Origin of the sequence: Nitrospira sp. (assembly GCA_015709715.1) — a bacterium.
Lineage (GTDB): Bacteria > Nitrospirota > Nitrospiria > Nitrospirales > Nitrospiraceae > Nitrospira_A.
Genome location: CP054184.1, coordinates 3,579,237 through 3,596,082, shown reverse-complemented (window position 1 = coordinate 3,596,082; position 16,846 = coordinate 3,579,237). Strand labels below are relative to the sequence as shown.

At 59.1% G+C, this 16,846-nt stretch carries 16 protein-coding genes; 8 read left to right on the top strand and 8 right to left on the bottom strand.

The features are described 5' to 3' along the window. Positions 1–17 precede the first annotated feature (17 nt). Genes HRU82_17210 through HRU82_17185 form a run of 6 tightly spaced genes read right to left on the bottom strand, consistent with a single transcriptional unit; the run spans position 18 to position 2,272 of the window. Positions 18–260 carry a hypothetical protein gene (locus tag HRU82_17210; protein ID QOJ36577.1) on the bottom strand — a complete coding sequence of 81 codons (243 nt, stop codon included), beginning with the start codon at positions 258–260 and terminating at the stop codon, positions 18–20. Positions 261–288: 28 nt separating this feature from the next. Continuing rightward, positions 289–756 carry a thioredoxin-dependent thiol peroxidase gene (gene bcp, locus HRU82_17205; protein QOJ37253.1) on the bottom strand — a complete coding sequence of 156 codons (468 nt, stop codon included), beginning with the start codon at positions 754–756 and terminating at the stop codon, positions 289–291. 34 nt (positions 757–790) lie between these two features. Beyond that, entirely contained in the window at positions 791–1,231 is a 441-nt protein-coding gene (locus HRU82_17200; GenBank protein ID QOJ36576.1) for a tetratricopeptide repeat protein, read from the bottom strand. 45 nt (positions 1,232–1,276) lie between these two features. Further along, complete coding sequence (locus HRU82_17195; protein ID QOJ36575.1) at positions 1,277–1,552, bottom strand: DUF507 family protein; 276 nt, start codon at positions 1,550–1,552, stop codon at positions 1,277–1,279. An 8-nt stretch (positions 1,553–1,560) separates the two neighbouring features. After that, positions 1,561–1,842: a DUF507 family protein gene (locus HRU82_17190; protein QOJ36574.1), complete on the bottom strand. Its 282-nt coding sequence runs from the start codon at positions 1,840–1,842 to the stop codon at positions 1,561–1,563. Positions 1,843–1,879: 37 nt separating this feature from the next. Then, positions 1,880–2,272 carry a hypothetical protein gene (locus HRU82_17185; protein ID QOJ36573.1) on the bottom strand — a complete coding sequence of 131 codons (393 nt, stop codon included), beginning with the start codon at positions 2,270–2,272 and terminating at the stop codon, positions 1,880–1,882. 131 nt (positions 2,273–2,403) lie between these two features. Between HRU82_17185 and HRU82_17180 the strand changes: the two genes are divergently transcribed. From HRU82_17180 to HRU82_17145, 8 genes are all read left to right on the top strand, one after another. Then, a complete protein-coding gene (locus HRU82_17180) occupies positions 2,404–3,192 on the top strand; it encodes a ribonuclease H-like domain-containing protein (protein ID QOJ36572.1) in 789 nt (262 codons plus the stop codon). Between the two features lie 14 nt (positions 3,193–3,206). Beyond that, the gene (locus HRU82_17175) at positions 3,207–3,998 is read left to right on the top strand and encodes a serine/threonine-protein phosphatase (protein QOJ36571.1); all 792 of its coding nucleotides are present in this window, start codon (positions 3,207–3,209) and stop codon (positions 3,996–3,998) included. Between the two features lie 156 nt (positions 3,999–4,154). Further along, on the top strand, positions 4,155–4,982 hold the full coding sequence (locus HRU82_17170; protein ID QOJ36570.1) for a nuclear transport factor 2 family protein: 828 nt from the start codon (positions 4,155–4,157) through the stop codon (positions 4,980–4,982). 70 nt (positions 4,983–5,052) lie between these two features. Then, positions 5,053–6,054, top strand: coding sequence for a hypothetical protein (locus tag HRU82_17165; GenBank protein QOJ36569.1), 1,002 nt, complete (start codon positions 5,053–5,055; stop codon positions 6,052–6,054). 294 nt (positions 6,055–6,348) lie between these two features. Further along, a complete protein-coding gene (locus HRU82_17160; protein ID QOJ36568.1) occupies positions 6,349–10,554 on the top strand; it encodes a methyltransferase domain-containing protein in 4,206 nt (1,401 codons plus the stop codon). A 108-nt stretch (positions 10,555–10,662) separates the two neighbouring features. Continuing rightward, positions 10,663–11,940 carry a hypothetical protein gene (locus HRU82_17155; protein QOJ36567.1) on the top strand — a complete coding sequence of 426 codons (1,278 nt, stop codon included), beginning with the start codon at positions 10,663–10,665 and terminating at the stop codon, positions 11,938–11,940. A gap of 1 nt (position 11,941) precedes the next feature. Further along, a complete protein-coding gene (locus HRU82_17150) occupies positions 11,942–13,354 on the top strand; it encodes a sigma-54-dependent Fis family transcriptional regulator (GenBank protein QOJ36566.1) in 1,413 nt (470 codons plus the stop codon). 210 nt (positions 13,355–13,564) lie between these two features. Continuing rightward, a complete protein-coding gene (locus HRU82_17145; GenBank protein ID QOJ36565.1) occupies positions 13,565–14,713 on the top strand; it encodes a response regulator in 1,149 nt (382 codons plus the stop codon). Here HRU82_17145 and recN read toward each other — a convergent pair. Both recN and trxA read right to left on the bottom strand, forming a co-directional pair. Further along, the gene (gene recN / locus HRU82_17140; protein QOJ36564.1) at positions 14,710–16,407 is read right to left on the bottom strand and encodes a DNA repair protein RecN; all 1,698 of its coding nucleotides are present in this window, start codon (positions 16,405–16,407) and stop codon (positions 14,710–14,712) included. The two genes, HRU82_17145 and recN, sit on opposite strands and share 4 nt — an antisense overlap. 17 nt (positions 16,408–16,424) lie before the next feature. Next, on the bottom strand, positions 16,425–16,772 hold the full coding sequence (gene trxA / locus HRU82_17135) for a thioredoxin (GenBank protein ID QOJ36563.1): 348 nt from the start codon (positions 16,770–16,772) through the stop codon (positions 16,425–16,427). Positions 16,773–16,846 lie beyond the last annotated feature (74 nt).

Below are 16,846 nucleotides of genomic sequence, written 5' to 3'. Positions count from 1 at the left end.
GAAGACCTAGGCACCTGTCAGGTGAAGAGCCCGCGGTCTCGGTTGACTGTCAGATAGGTATCGCCCATGCAGAGCAGGATCAGTCCGATGAGGGGCACGAGAGCGAAGGAGGCGATATAGAGCCACAGGAAGATCAACAGCAGCCCAGCGAGGAACAGGGGCCAGCCCCGCTTTTCTCCGATGTAGAGGTGCCCGAGACCCGGCACGAGGGAGAGGGCGGCGGCGCTGTAGGCATGGGACGTTTTTTCCAATGGATCCATGAACACGGTCCCCTGCGCCCCAGCGACTCTATACCTTCAGTGCAGCCAAAACTTCGTCGACATGCCCCGGGACCTTCACTTTTCTAAACAGGGCCTTGATACGGCCCTCGGCATCGATCACAAAGGTACTCCGTTCGATGCCCCAATATTTCCTGCCGTACATGCTTTTTTCTTTATAGACGCCATAGGCCTTGGAGGTCGACGCATCCTCGTCGCTCAGCAAGGCAAAGGGCAGCCCGTACTTGGCGATGAATTTCTGGTGTGAGGCCTTGCCGTCCATGCTGACCCCCAAGACCACCGCCCCGGCTTTCTTGATCGGCGCCAGGTTGTCGCGAAAATCGCAGGCTTCCTTGGTGCATCCGGACGTATCGTCTTTGGGGTAGAAGTACAACACCACCTGCTTTCCCTTGAAGCTCTTCAACGAGACGGACGTGCCGTCCTGATCGGGCAAGGAAAAATCCGGGGCCTTCGCACCCACTTCCAGCTCCTGTGCCATATCCTGTTTTCCCTTTGCCATCGTTGCCCTCTTTTTAACGAGGTCCGCTGCCGATCATCGGGCGCTGTGTTCCATAGGGGTGCTCGCGCATCGCCTTTTTCGGCGCCTCCGGGCTGCCGAACGGCCGCAGGGCGGGAGAGTCCCAAATGACCTTGTCCCCGGGAGCCAGGTTGGCCGCTTCGATGAACTCCTGACGAGCCTGTTCCGTCTCGCCCAGCGCATTCAAAGCCAAGGCAAAATTGTAATGGGCCTGGCCTGAATCCGGCGCCGCCTTGATAGCCTGTCCGAAATAGTTCTTGGCTTCGGGCAACTGTCCCGACTGGAACGCTTGGGTCCCTTGGGTGTTCAGCGCAATCGCCTGGGCATTGGCTCCATAGGCCAACTCCAGCGGCATCAGCGGCTTGGGTTTGGAGTGGGTACAGGCCTGCACTGACAGGACTGCCGCACACATGACGATCCACTTGGTGACGTGCATCGCTATCACCTCTTCCGGCCTCATGGCCGGCCCCTCTGGTTCTCGTTATGGTTTCGCGCGTTTCTTCTGCTCTTCCTCAAATGTTTTACGGTACATCACGTCCCATTCGGAGCTTCCTTCAACGATCCGACGGGAATAGGACGCCAACTTCGCCCGCACCTTCCGATCGATCTCCGCTTCCAGGGTCAGTTCCGCCGCCAAGACCCGCTTGATCTCTCGCAACACCTTGCCGTCCTCCTCTGTAAGGCGACAGTGGGCGCTTTTCTTGAGGGCGCCCAACGCGAGGTGGGCCAGATGGCTGGCTTTGTCGTCACTGATCATGGCGATAGTCAGAGGATGATGCCCCGCTCCCGCACGAGCTTTTGCTTGATCATCGTGAACATCTTTTGATAGTCCACTTTTCCCTGCTCGATATCTCGCTCATAGGGCTGCATCATGCGACGCACTTCGGCGTTCAACCGATCTTCCACCCCGAGTTCCTCGGTCATGGTCTGTTCCAGTGCATCCCGCAAAGCCTTGCGATCTCCGGTCAATTCCAGGTACCCGAGACCCTGTAGCCTGGAGACGAGGGCATCCGCCATATGGTGGATGCGTTCTTTTGCCAACCGCATGGTCGCAACCCCTCCTGGATACGATCTTCGGCCCAGCCTACTCGATCCGCTCGACTCGAATCGAACTCGCGTTCATCGCCTGCCGCAACATGGCCGCATCACCCAAGACGCGACCGATGACATTGACTCGGTCGGCTGGAACCGGATCGGCGCCCATGCTCATGGGGGTCCGCCCGAAAAAAACTGCCAGCACTTGCCCGGCTCCCCAAAAGGCGACGTCACCCACTTTCACTTGGGTCGTGGCGGTTTCACGGTAATCTTTGACGCCCGGAACCTTAAAATAAAACTCCTCGCCCCAGACATTCAATGGCCCCTCGGCCGGCAAGGCACGGTAGAGTTCCTCCGCCGTCCTGGTGCCTTTGAGCTCGGCCTCGAGCTGCACTCCCCCCACCTTGATTCTGATCCGTTTTGCAGTGCCATTCGTGGTCATGCATCCTCACCAAACTCGACCGTTCTTTCGATCCGAACATAACGAAACCCCGCATCAGTCGCGGACTCTAACTTGTTTATCCCTTGAAATCAAGGCTACAATCCCTCGCCAGTTCCATTCGATCGACCGGCATGTTGACCTCGACCTTCGTCCACTTGAAAGGCATCGGCCCCTCCACCGAACGGCGGCTCTGGGAGGAGGGGATCGTCGATTGGGCTGCCTTTCGCCGTGAGGTCAAGCTGCCTGGCTTGTCGGCACCCCGGAAGGAGTTGTATGACGCGGAGTTGGCTACGGCCCAAGAGGAACTCGATCGGCGGAACGCCAGATACTTTGCCCGCTGCCTTCACACGCGCGATCACTGGCGGCTGTTTCGAACGTTCGGGGCGCAGGCCCTCTACCTCGACATTGAAACCACCGGCCTCTCAGCCCATGAGGGAGAGGTGACCGTCGTCGGGCTCTATCGCAAGGGCTACATGCGTACCTTGATCCACGGCGAGGCCCTCAGCCGAGCCGCCCTGCAAGACGAACTCGACCAGGCCGACCTGCTGATTACGTTTTTCGGTACCGTCTTCGACGTGCCTTATCTGCAGGCCTGCTTTCCGGGATTGCAAGTGACAGTGCCCCACTTCGATCTCTGCTTTGCCGCAAGGCGCGTCGGTCTGCAGGGCGGGCTCAAACGCATCGAGCGTGAACTGGAGATCTCACGATCCGCAGACCTCCAAGACCTCGACGGATTGGAGGCGGTCCGCCTGTGGCATCGGCACCGGGCAGGAGATCAGGAGGCGTTGGATCGACTCGTCCGCTACAACGCTGCAGACACCCGCAACCTCGAGCCGCTGGCCAACCTCTTGTACGACCAACTGGCCGCACGCTATGGCCCCGCGGTTGTAACGCCGACATCGTTCCCCTCGACGCGGTAAAGGAGATGGCCGGCATGCTGCAACCTCAATGGACCTGGAGAACCTTCGGACAAACGGATCGCGGCTTGGTACGTGCGACCAATCAGGATACCCTACTCGTAGATGATCAGCACCGGCTCTGGGCCGTGGCCGATGGGATGGGAGGCCATGCGGGAGGGGATGTTGCCAGCCGGTTAGTGATCGAAACTGTCGCACGCCTTGGTTCAACCCTCGTCCCCGAGAGCGCCGATGGCCGGCTGCTACTGCCGCAGGTCATCGGGCGCATCACGGAACTCATCGCCCACGCCCACCGGGCCATACTGACGCACGTCGACCACCATCCGTCGTTGCGAGGCATGGGGACCACGTTGGCCTTGGCGCACTTCCTGCCTATCTCGCCTCCGCGCCTCATCATCGCCAACGTCGGAGACAGCCGCGCCTATCTCCTCAGACCGTCCGCCATCACTCAGGTGACCCGCGACCACACCCTGGTTGAAGAATATCTGCGCGACGGTCTCCTCACCCCGGCGCAGGCGGCTACCCATCCGGACCGGCATGTGCTGACCCGAGCCATGGGGCAAGGACTAACCGTCCAGTGCGACACCTTCATCCATGATGTCCAACCTGGAGACCTGCTGTTGCTCTGCTCCGACGGCCTGACGAAAATGTTGGACGATGAGCGGATTCTCGACCTGGTGAGTCCTCACCTGGACCAACCGAGTCACACCGTTGCGGCCCTGATCCAGGCCGCTCTGACAGCAGGGGGCATCGACAATGTCACGGTCGTAGCTTGCAGATTTTCCGAGAGTCATGCACCCGACAAATAGACATTGACACCATCCGGAACCACAGAGTAGCCTCGAAAAGTTACGAGGTATTCGATGGAACTATTCTCTGAACAGATACATCAGTTTTGTTCTTCCTCCCTGCAATCCCGATGGTCTCGCGGAAGGCGGGGAATCGTCCTGCTCTCTCTCGCGGGCATGCTCGCATGTTCCTCGGCCTGGGCCGATGCCCCTACCGACCCCGAATCCACCCTGCGCACGCTGGTGCGGGCCAACGCGGGGCGCGATTTAGCCACCATGTCCACGTACATGTCCCAGGATGCCGATGCCATCGGCTACACCATCGACGGGCGCACGTATCTCGGATGGTCGGACTTCGCGGACGACATGCGCAGCGAGTTCGACTCGGTGGTCCGATTGGAAATTCCCATTACCAGCCTTCACATGTGGACCCGAGGGGATGTTGCCTGGTTCGCGATGGAATTGGATTACATCCGCTATCTCAGTGCCGAAGACCCCGCTCAACGCATGGTGCTCCCATTACGCGAAACCGGCGTCATGGAACGAAGGGGAGATCGGTGGGTGCTCGTGTCCTGGCACGAATCGACTCGACAGCCCCGAAGCCAGACCGCGACCGCTGTTGCGGACCATGCCGCCTTACTCCACCGCACATCGGAGAGTCCGAGCCCGGCAGATCACGTCGACCTCAGCGGCCAATGGGAAGTCACGGAAGTCGAAGACAACAAGAAGTATGTGGCCACCTTGGATGCACAGGGTAACGGCCCCTATACCTGGCAGGGCGGACAGTTTTCCACGACCAGCTTCAAAGATCGCCGCTGGCAGGGAACCTGGAAGCAGACAGGAAACGATCGTGAAGGTGGGTTTGACGTCGTCCTCTCCGAAGACGGCACTCAGGCCAGAGGCATGTGGTGGTATGTGCGTGTCGGAAGTCGTAACAATATCCCGCCTCGAGAACATGGCGGCAATTACGTGTGGAAACGGCTGACGCCGCCGCCGGCCCGATAACACTAACAACAAACGTTCTCAAGAGCGACGCTCACCGCTCACGGGCGGTGCGTCAAGACGAGGAGAGGTCATGAATCGGGTACTGCTGTCGATGGTGATGCTGTTGGGGCTAGCGGCTTCGGTGTCTGCCGATGGGGGGCATGACCACCATGCGATTCCGACCATGCCGACGCTGGGCGAGACGAAAATCACCATCGACGACAATACCATCGCACTCACCTTCGGTCCGATCGACCTCCCCACCGGCCACGACGGCGAGTTGGCTTCCAGCATGCCCAAGAAGGTGTTTCAATTGCCGGAAGACACCTACATGATCGGGTATAAGTCGGAGGTCTTCACCAAAGACGGCCGGCCGCTTCCCAAGAATTATCTGCACCACATTCTCATGCTGAACAACGATAAACCCAGTGTCTCCTGTGATGGCGAGCCGCTGTTTTTCGCCGGTGCGGGATTGGAGATGACCGAGGCCCGGTTTCCCGAAGGGTACGGAGTCAAGCTGGCAAAGGGGCAGAACCTCATGTCCATCGTAGCCTTCTACCATAAGGCACCGCCCACTAAGGATGTCATGGCTCGGTTCACCATGTATGTTGCGCCGAAAGGCGCCAAGGTGCAGGAAATGGAGGTTTATCAAGTCGGCGTGAACATCGTCTGTTATTCCAAATTTGGAGAACGGGGGCCGGATCAAACCGATGAGGGAATCGAGATCAGGCCCGGTGTATCAGTTCTGTCAGCCCCGCTCAAATTCAACATCGACGGGTGCGTCAAGTTTGCCTACCCCCACGGTCACGATGAATTGCTCATGATTTCGCTCGAAAATAAGACCACTAACGAAACCCTCTTGCGAACCGTTCCCGACGTGGAAGCCGACGGCACGTTCCGAGACTTCCAGCCCCATCAGGTGTACAAAAATTCGAAAGGTTTCACGGTCACCAAATCGGATGACTATGAAATGGTGATGGTGCACCATCATCTCCTTCAGAATCCGAACATCCAGCATGGAATGGGGAACTACCTGCTCTATATGACTCCGGGAACCTGCGGACAACCTCAAAACAACGTCGCGGCCCGCTAGCAGATTCGTTCCCCGACCAGCATTCATTCTCTCCCCCTGCCTCGGCGGACCAACCCTCGTCGCGCACTTTAAGACGAACCCGAGTCTGTCTACAGGCCCGCTGATTGATCCGCGCCGTCAGCCTCCCCCTACCGAAGTAACGCGCTCCCCTCAGGTTGCGGACTGTGTTTCCAGAAAATCTGTATGTTATTGAAACACCCGTGCGCACTACGGCCGCCTCATTCCATACCGAACTCGTGAACGGGTGGGAGGCGCCGGACCGGACGTCGTCATACCTGGAACAGATAAGTATCCATGCCACGACCTGACTTGGCCCTCAGCATCCTCCTCATCAATGACCGTCCGGACGAAATCAAGCTGGTCACCTCCAGCTTGAGGGGCTTCTTCGGTGCCTGCCGGATCGAAGCAGCCTACACCGCGGAAGAGGGCCTGACGTTCAGTCGAAGAGACGACTGGCAGATCATCATCCTCGACCACAACATAGTCAAAGGCCAGGACCTCGATCTGCTGGCCCGCATCCGCCGTGCCGCTCCCGCTGCAGCCATTCTCCTGCAAACGAACCACAACGACTCACAGACGGCCCTTGAAGCCATCCGGCAGGGCGCGGATTTTCTCCTTTTCAAGCAGTCGGCGGCCTTCGTGACAGAACTGCTCTTTTCGGTTCAGGAGGCGCTTGAGAAGCGAACCCTTCAAACTCAATTAGACCACACCTTTCAGCGGCACCTCCGCATCACCGAGATCCTCAACGATTTGTTGTTTGAACTCGACCGTGAGGGCCGTTTTATCTATGTGAGTCTCGGCCTAGCAACCCTCCTTGGTTACCAACCTGAGGAACTTGCCGGACGACATTTTTCCGTCGTGCTTTCGCCGGCCCAGGCAGGGACCTCTCGCTACCACGTGGGGGAACGACGGGCAGGTGGACGCTCGACCCAGCGACAGGAGCTGGTGCTGCTGCGCAAGGCCTCACCACAGGACAGGACCACAACCGTCTCCGTGGAGATCTCCGCAAAGGGGCTCTACGACCATACACAACGGTACGTCGGCACCATCGGTGCGCTGCGAGACCTCTCGCCCCAAAAAGACCTGTTGGAACGGATGGCCGCACTGGAATCACGACTGCACGAGGCCGATCACCGTTTGGCACGATTTCAGGATGCCGCGCTGGTTTCACGACAGCTGCATCAACCTCTTGCCTCGCTAATCGAGGATTCAAAGCGCCTGCTCCAGACGCTTCAACACCGTCAGATTGAACAGCAGGTCACAACCATCATCTCGCAGGCTTCCCGCGCCTCCCAGCTAAATCGCCGGCTGGCACTCGCCGCTCTCGCAGGACCGGACGGAATGGACGTCCTAGACCTCACGGGAATCCTGCAGTCCGTGGTCGACTCCATGCGCGACAGCCCACAACTCGAAGGACTGTCGCTCGTCTGTCAGTTCACACCTCACCTTCCGATGGTCCTGGGGTCTCGTCAAGCACTCGAAGATCTCGTCCGCGTCCTGCTGGCCTACGCGCACGCTCCCTTCAGAGAGGCTGACACGAACACCCGGATCCATTTACAAACTGAAACCACGACCCTAGCGGGGTACCCGATCGGTCTGGGCGGGGACCGGCAAGGCCGGGAAACCATCCAGACGGCAGCCTCCTTCCAGATCACCGGTTCCGCACCAAAGCAGCACATCCCTGCTCGCCCCCTTCATCAAGGCAGCTTTCCCCCCGAGGACTTCCTGCGCGCTCATCGAATCGTCCAGGCCCACGGTGGAACCATCCAATTCGAACAGGCTCTCGGACAGGAGTTGGTCATCACGGTCAGAATCCCCGAAGCCCCGGAAGCGATGTTGCCCTCACCGGCCGGTGGAGAAGCAGCCTCCGCGCCCCATGATCGCTCAGATTCGAACGCCGCACCCCAGGAGTCCGGATCACAAGACGTGCTCCCCACGCCACCGGACCGCCGACGCTTTCCGCGAAGGTCGTTTTCCATTCCCGTACAATTTTCGGTCGGCACCACGATGTTGCGCGGTGTCCTTCGGAATATGAGCGCCGGGGGGGCGCTCTTAACCCTTCGCGATCTGGCGAGTTCCGTCCACCTTCAGCCGGCCTATGTCGTGATTAGAACTCCCGTCAGTTTTCTGGAGCTCGAGGGAGTCGTTCAGGAACGCCCTCTGCCCTCAGGCAGCCTCACCTTCCCCTCTATCAAAGACCTCGTCATTTCCTTCACCCTCGCCGACGACCGAGATCGGACCGTGCTCCTCTCGCTACTGGACGCCTTGCGGGAAGGCGCCCCTGCCGTCACGTTCGAAGCGCTGATTCTTCCGCGCACGACCACTTCCGCATCTCATTTGCCCCCGAACCCAATCCTGCAGAGGATCTCCTCCGATCGGCGCGAGACGATTCGGGTGACATCCGCCGTTCCTATTGATGTGTTTCATCCCGACCATGGGCAACGGCGCGCACGGGGCCTCATGTTAAACCTCGGGCGAGACGGCGCCTGTATCGAACTGTTCGATCGGCCCGAAACCTGGATGAATCGCACCACGGTCCGCTTCATACCCGTCGGCGCCTTCATCACTGCATCGCCTCCGCCGACCACGGACTCCTTGGAGCAGCCTTGGGCAGGCCGCATCATTTGGACGCGCGCCCATGGAGTGGTTGCAGCCTCCCGCGAACAGAGACAGGCCCAACGCATCCACCTCGGAGTGCGATTCGAACGGCTCTCCTCCACTCAGGAGCGGCACCTTCACCACATCATGGCACCGCGGCTGGCGACCTCTCCTGATCTGGCTGAGCCTGCGGCAGACCCACCGGTCGTCACGACGACCCATCTGGTGCGCAATCGAGTCGGACACACACTGGTGTTGAACCATGATCGGCCTAAACAGGCCTATACCGCCGCGCTTCCGATGGTGGTGCTGAGCCCAGGATATGGCCACACGCAGCAGGCGTATGTCCGCTTCGCCTATTACCTAGCTAGTCAGGGGATTCAAGTCCTGCGTTACGACCATAGCCGACACATCGGTCTCAGTGACGGCGATCCCGCACACACGACATACGCCTCCTTGGAAGATGATCTCGATGCTGTTCTGGCGTTCGCCCATGACAAGTGGCCCGACGCTCCACTCACCCTACTCGCGTCCGATTTATCAGCAGGAATCGCAGTACGCCGACGGGACTGGCAGAGGCGTGCAAATCGGTTTCTGCTGCTTAACCCGACCCTTGACCTGGAGCACTGCTTGACCGCACTCCATCAGCGAAACATTCTCCAGGAGTATCAGTCGGGAGTACGGTTCGGCTCCGGGAATCTGTTAGGGCTTCCACTCGCCATCGATCAGTTTTTAGCTGATGCCCTTGCCGGACACTACGGCGATGCCACCGTCTTTCGAGAGCATGGAAGCCGCGCCGAGACCGACATTATCTTCATGACCGACGCCGCGGTTCACACGGAACGCTCCATTCCAAGCCCGCCGCCGGAGTTGCTCAACGAACTCCTCACCCTGCTTGGGCCCCGATGCAGCTGCATCTCGGTGCCGTCCACGGTTCTGCTTGCCTCGGGGGCTCCATCCGACGAGTCCGTGAGGGAGTGGCAACGACTCGCCCAGCTCTGCCGCTTGGGCCATCCAGGCACGTCGCTCTCAATTCCCATGGCCAGTCTCTCGCGTAGCACCGGCATTCGCCTACGCTTCGAACGCGATCTCCTCTGCACCCGGTATGGGCCCGACGCCGTTGTTCGAAACCGTCTCTACACCGCCCGTACTGAACTCACGACGAGATTGGACGACTTGCCGGTCTACTGGCGCTATCTTGATGACCTGTATCAGTGTTCCCAACCGTTTGAGGAGGGCGTCGCGCTGCTTGATATCGGATGCGGCATGCATTCGTTCGTCACACTGCTATTTCTCAACTGCCTGTATCGCTTGCGCGCACGACCTCAATTGCAGCCACAGTCCATTCGATACGTCGGCCTGGATTTCTCGGTTTCCGCGCTGCAATCGGCGAGAGCCGCCGCGCTCGGCACACTCGGCGCTGCAGGTGACCTGCTTGCCGGATCCCGCCCTGTTCCAACTCTCATCGCAGACAGCTGGGTGCTTGCTCCGTCGATCGAGGTCCTCCCCTTTGCCGACAGATCCTTCGACCGTATCGTCGCCAATCTTTCGTTGAGCTTCGCTCCCTCTCCCCTGCACGCCCTCCGAGAATTCGTTCGACTACTCAAGCCGGGCGGAAAACTCGTCGCCGGTGTGCTGACCGACACCGCCGATCTCGCCGTGTTCTGTCGCCCATATTTCCACGAACGGGGAATCGATGAGTTTACAGGAGACGCTCGCCGTACCCTTGATCTGATGGCGCAATGGTGTCACGCCCTTCGTGTCGGGCAACTCCATACCTTCGATGAGACCCTCCTCACTGCGCGCCTCTCCCCGCTCACACCTTGTCCCTTACGGTTCACCCGCGCTCTGGGTGGACAGGTGCTCCTCGTAGTCGCTGAAAAACCCGATTCCGCTGGCTGAAACGAGAGGGCGCCGATATACTCCGCCTACTGATTGTAACTCCGCATCGATCGGGTGACGTCCTCAAGCCGCCTCACGCGATCACTGATTGACTCCGCCGCATCACGCATGGCACGCCACGCCCACAGTCGAATTCTCAGTTCCCGTTCGGAAACCATGGATCTGCTGCAAACGATCGCTCGGTTCGCCGAAGCCGTAAATGAGGCCGACGATCTCTCCGCACTCGGCGACTGTGTCGTCAAGACCTTCTCTCATCAACTCGGGCTTCCGGATGGTGCCATGTGGGTACGCGAATCAGACCCGGAACACTACCGCCTCGTGGCCAAGGCGATACGACAGAGTTCCGGAGCGATGCCCATCACAGTCGCGTCCGACCACCCACTCATCCTCGGTCTCCACCACAACCCCGGCCTACGATTGCGCACGTCAGTCCCTCAAACCCCGATCGGCCTCGCCCTGAGCATGCTGGATGCCGCCGTCTGCATACCATTCAGAATCAAGGCCGGTCTGCTCGGCTTCTGCACCCTCGGCCCTCGCCGATCCACAACCGTCGCGCAAGAGGCATCGGCGCTCGCAGAAGCCATGGCCTCGATCGTTTCACAGGCCTTGGCTCATCACTTGGCACAGCACCATTCGTACCGCTCAACAACCTTGATGCGACGCACCGATCGACTGCATTCTCTGGAGATTCTGGCTGGAGGACTCGCTCACGAAATCCGAAACCCGCTCACCTCCATTAAGACATTTGTACAGCTGACGCCCCAGCGCCACCAGGATCCGGTCTTCATTACGGAATTCAGTAAGCTCGCCATCGAAGATATTCATCGAATCGAGAGCCTGCTCCACGAGATCCTTGACTACGCCGGCTCGGTGCCCCCACAACCCGGCGCAGTGGATCTCAACGACCTCGTGTCCTCCTGCATAGGGTTCGTGTCGGCGAGTGCGGCACGACGCAATATCCCTCTGTGCACATCCCTCGCTTCCTGTCTGCCGGTCCTCTCTCTCGATCGACAACAGATCAAGCAGGCCATCTTGAACCTCCTCTTGAACGCACTGGACGCCATGCAGGATAGACAAGGCCACATCACCGTTCGGACAGCGCTCACGCTCCAAGCCGGCCGTCCCTGGGTGCAGGTACAGGTCGAGGATCAGGGATGCGGCATTGCACCGGAGCATCTGGAATATATTTTCGATCCCTTTTTCACGACGAAACATACCAACAGCGCGAGTGATGGGTCCGGGCTCGGGCTCACGACTGCGCATCAAATCGTCCGCGAACACGGCGGAGACATCCTGGTCGAAAGCCGAGTCGGCGTGGGATCTACCTTCACGGTGACTCTCCCCGCCTCTGCCGACTACAACACAGTCGTCGCAGCACTGGAGTAACATGAAAAAACGAGTACTGCTTGTGGATGACGAGCCGCGCGTTCGCGCTTCATTGAAGACCGTGCTGGAACCGACCTATGACATTCTTGAGGCCGCGGATGCGGCGGAAGGCCTTCAGGTCTTCAAAAAAGACACTCCCAATTTGGTACTGCTCGATGTCGTCTTGCCTGGCACGGACGGGCTGGCGGCGCTCCAGTCGATGCGAGCCGAAGATCACTCGGTTCCCGTGATCATGTTGACCGGCACCAAATCGGTCAAGACCGCGGTCGATGCCATGAAACTGGGAGCTGCGGACTACCTGTCCAAGCCCTTTGACGTCGAAGAACTACGGATCGTCGTTGATCGCGCGATGAACAGCCGTGAACTGGAGCGAGAGGTTCGGCAGCTGCGCGCGCAGGTTGCGCAACGCTATGCCTTTCACAACCTGATCGGCAAGAGTCCGGCCATGCAGGAAATTTATGCCAAAATCGAACAGGTGGCCGATAGCCGGACGACGGTGCTGGTGACCGGCGAAAGCGGAACCGGAAAGGAACTCGTCGCCAAGGCCATCCACTATAACAGTGGCAGGAAGGAACGCCCCTTCGTCGCTCTCAACTGCGCCGCCCTGCCCGAAACCTTGATCGAGAGCGAACTGTTCGGGCATGAAAAGGGCTCGTTCACCGATGCCACCGCAAGACGTGTAGGCCAGTTCGAACTGGCCCATACAGGCACGCTGTTCTTGGACGAAATCGGGGACCTGAGTCCCACCACGCAGGCCAAGCTCCTCCGCGTCTTACAGGAGCGCGAATTCACCCGAATCGGCGGCGTACAGTCCATCAAGGTCGACGTCCGTATTGTCGCGGCCACTAACAAAAACCTGGACGAGATGGTCCGCAAAGGGCAGTTCCGCGAGGACCTCTACTACCGCATCAATGTCATCGCCCTTTACCTACCGCCGCTGCGCGAGCGCGGCGAGGACATTCCCCTGCTGGCAAAACATTTTTTGGCGAAGCGCATCGAGGAAGAACACCGCGCCCCGCAGGAATTCACCAAGGACGCGTTGGAACTGCTGTCACGTTATCCATGGCCTGGAAACGTCCGCGAAATGGAAAATATCATCGAACAGGCGTTCATCTGGTCGAAGGGGTCGCAGACCATCACCCCCGAACACCTTCCCAACATCCTACGTACCGACATCAGATCCACCTCCCTACGGGACGACACACTGGCTGGACGCCTTTCCCTGGAAAAGGCGGTGATGGAGTTCGAACGGGACATCATTCTGGACGCCTTGAAGCGTACGAACTACGTACAGACCCATGCGGCGGCCATGCTGGGCATCAGTCGTCGCATGTTGAAGTACCGCATGGATACGTTGGGAATCAGCCGGCCAGACAACGGGCCGGTTACGGACACTGCGGCGACGCAGGAATGACACCGTGCGGCGTACAACAATCAGACAGCCTGACGCATGTGCGCATCCATCACCTGATACTCATGCGAAGAGCACAGGCTTGTCGCAAATATCTGGTAGCGTGAGAAAACAGGACCTGCTATATATGCCTTGTTTAGGGAAAGTACCTGAGCGGTACGAGTTTTACCGCTTTCCTTCTTGGAAGCCGGCCGTGCATCCAGGAGCGACCGAGTGAGAACTCAGGCATCACAGGATCCCCGAGGCGAAAAGCCTTCCGTTCTGGTCGTCGACGACGAAACGGGGCCGCGCGATGCGCTCAAGGTCATCCTCCGTCCGTTTTTCACAATTTATACCGCAGACAATGCCAGATCCGCGCTTCACGTGCTGAAAGAACAGCACATCGACCTCATCACATTGGACCAAAAACTGCCGGACCGGCAGGGGCTCGATTTACTTCAGGATATCAAGCAGGACTACGCCGACATTGAAGTCATTATCATCACCGGCTACGGCAGCCTGACCTCGGCGATGGAAGGCATTCGCCATGGGGCGGCAGGATACCTGTTGAAACCATTCAACGTGACCGAGCTCATCACGTTGATCAATCAGACGCTGGAGAAGAAACATCGGCTGGATTACCTTCGATCATTTTTAAAGCTATCCACGGCCTTGTGGGGCACAGAGGCTGAAACGGTTCAGGCGTGGAAAGACCTACGCGCCAATTACTTCGCAGGGAAAGCGGTTCCGGATGCCGCCTCGTCCGGCGACGACGTCGCCGTGCTGATTCCTTTGCTGTCGGATCTCCTGGAAGCCAAAGATCGTCAACTGTTGAACCATAGTAGCCGCGTCAGTTTTTATGCCTCGCTCCTGGCCAACCAATTGAATCTCTCCCACGCCGAACAGAAGGCCCTCGCGCTGGGCGCTTTTCTGCATGACGTTGGAAAACTACGTGTCCCTGATTACAAATATTCGGCCCAGGAGGATGAGGCCGTAACAGATCAGACACCGGCCGGAAAGCATGGTGAGATCGGTGCCAAGATGCTCCGCCCGCTTGGATTCCCGGCCGAGGTAGGCGACATCGTCGCCTATCACCACGAACGCTTTGACGGAGCACAGAGCCCGCAGGGATTGCACGGTGAGAACATTCCGCTGCTCGCACGGATCGTCGCGATCGCCCAAGCCTTCGACAACCTGACGGTGGACCTCCCCGGCCATCAGCCGTGTGCTATCGAAGAGGCAATCCTGCGCATTACTCAACGGGCCGGCACTCAGTTCGATCCGAGACTCACGGAGATCTTTGCCCGGGTCGTGCGAGAATGCAAATCTTCACTGCCCGCGCTGGCGATCGCCACCGCCCCTGCCGGCTCTCCCGCCTCCTAACTCGACCGAGACCGCTGGCCCTTCACATTGCCGATCATCTCGGCGGCCGCCGCACGCGCGTTTTTCGTCACCGTCACACCTGCCAGCATGCGCGCCACCTCTTCCTCTCGTTCGAGGGGCGTCAACAAGCGCGCCTCCGTCACGGTCCGATTCTGGCGAACCTGTTTCCGCACCAGGAAATGCACATGGGCCTGAGATGCCACCTGTGGCAAGTGGGTCACGCACAACACCTGATGGTGTTGACTGAGCTCGCGAAGACGAGCCCCCATCACCTCCGCAACGGCTCCGCCCACGCCGGCATCGACCTCGTCGAAAATCAGAATCGGTACTTGATCAGTCTCCGCCAGCACAGTCTTCAACGCCAACATGACCCGAGAAAGCTCACCTCCTGAAACAACCCGTGACAACGGTTTGAGCGGCTCGCCGGGATTTGCCGAAAACAGGAACGCCACCACATCCCGGCCGACCGGCCCGAAACCTGTGCCGTCGGACAAGGGCGAGACCTCTATGTCAAAGTGGGTCCGCTCCATCCGCAATGCGCCCAATTCCTTTGTCACCTGTCCCGTCAATTGCCTGGCGGCCTCCCGTCGTTGACGCGTCAGCTGCGCACCGAGCTCCTGAAGCCGGCGCAAGTCCCGCCCCACCGAGCGGTCCAATTCCTCTAGTGAGGCGTCCGCCCCATCCAATTGCGCCAATTGACTACGCAGCGTGTCCTGCAACGACAGCAGCGCCTCCACCGAGCCCCCATATTTCTTCGTCAGGCGGTGCAGCCGATCGAGCCGCTGTTCGATTTCCGCGAGACGCGCCGGATTTGAGTCGATGCGGTCTCGGTAGCGGCGGATTTGGTCCGCCACCTCGCGCAACGGTACCGCAACCTCATCCAACGCCCTCGTCCATTCTGCCGTCGTATCATCAATGGCCTGCATCTTCGCCAGCGCTTTGCGCGCCGCAGCCAGCTGGCCCACGATCCCCTGTTCCCCGCCATACAGAAGCTCGTGCACCTGCTCCGCCAAATCACCGAGCTGCTGACTATGCACCAATCGCGGTCGTTCCTGCTCTAGGCACACCTCTTCCCCTGCCTCAACCCTCGCCTCCGAAATTTCTTGAAACTGAAAGCGTAACAGCTCTTCCCGCTCGCGACGCTGCGCGATCTGCAGGGTCAGCCGCTCGTATTCGGCCGTACGTTCGCGCCAGGTGTCGTACGCAGTCTCATACTCCCGGCGAAGAGGCTGCAAACGGCCGAAAGAATCCAGCGCACTCAGTTGTGCGGCCGAGGACAAGAGGGATTGTTGATCATGCTGTCCATGCACATCCACCAACGCACCGCCCAACTCTTCCAACACGTGGACCGGACAGAGATTGCCGTTGAGATAAGTTCGATTTCGACCGGTTCTGGAGATGACGCGCCGTACCAGGATGTCTCGGTCGCCGGAACGGGCGAATCCCTTCTGCACGAGCAGCCGGAGAATCGCGTGGCCGGGAGGGAGGACAAAGGCCCCTTGGAGATCCGCTTCTTCGGCCTGGGCGCGGATGTGATCGCTGGAAGCGCGCCCGCCGACAAGCAAGGTCACGGCATCAATGAGGAGGGACTTACCGGCTCCGGTTTCACCGGTAAAGACGATGAAACCGGAGTCGAATTGAACGGTTAACTGCTCGATTACGCCGAAATTGACAATGCGTAGCTCGGTCAGCATTCCGCTGCGGTCTCGCGTTATGCGGAGCCCGAATGTTGAGCCAACAGCTGGTCGATGGTTTCCTTGAACTGACGCTTGGGTCGCGCCCCCACTAATCGCTCCACGGCCTGCCCATTCTTGAAGAACAAAATCGTTGGAATGCTCATCACTTGATATCGTCCGGCAATCTCCGGATTTTCGTCGGTATTGAGTTTGCGGACCTTCAATTTCCCCGCATACTCCTTCGCCAACTCATCGACGATCGGGGCGACCATCTGGCACGGTCCACACCACACGGCCCAAAAATCCACCATCACCAACTCGGACGACTTCATGACATCCTCGTCCCAAGTCGTATCGGTCACTTTCAATGCATCACCTGCCACGACGCGCCTCCTTCTGACAACATCCGGATTTAAGCTGAGCTTGTCATCCTATAACAGCGTTTTGAGGAGAGTCA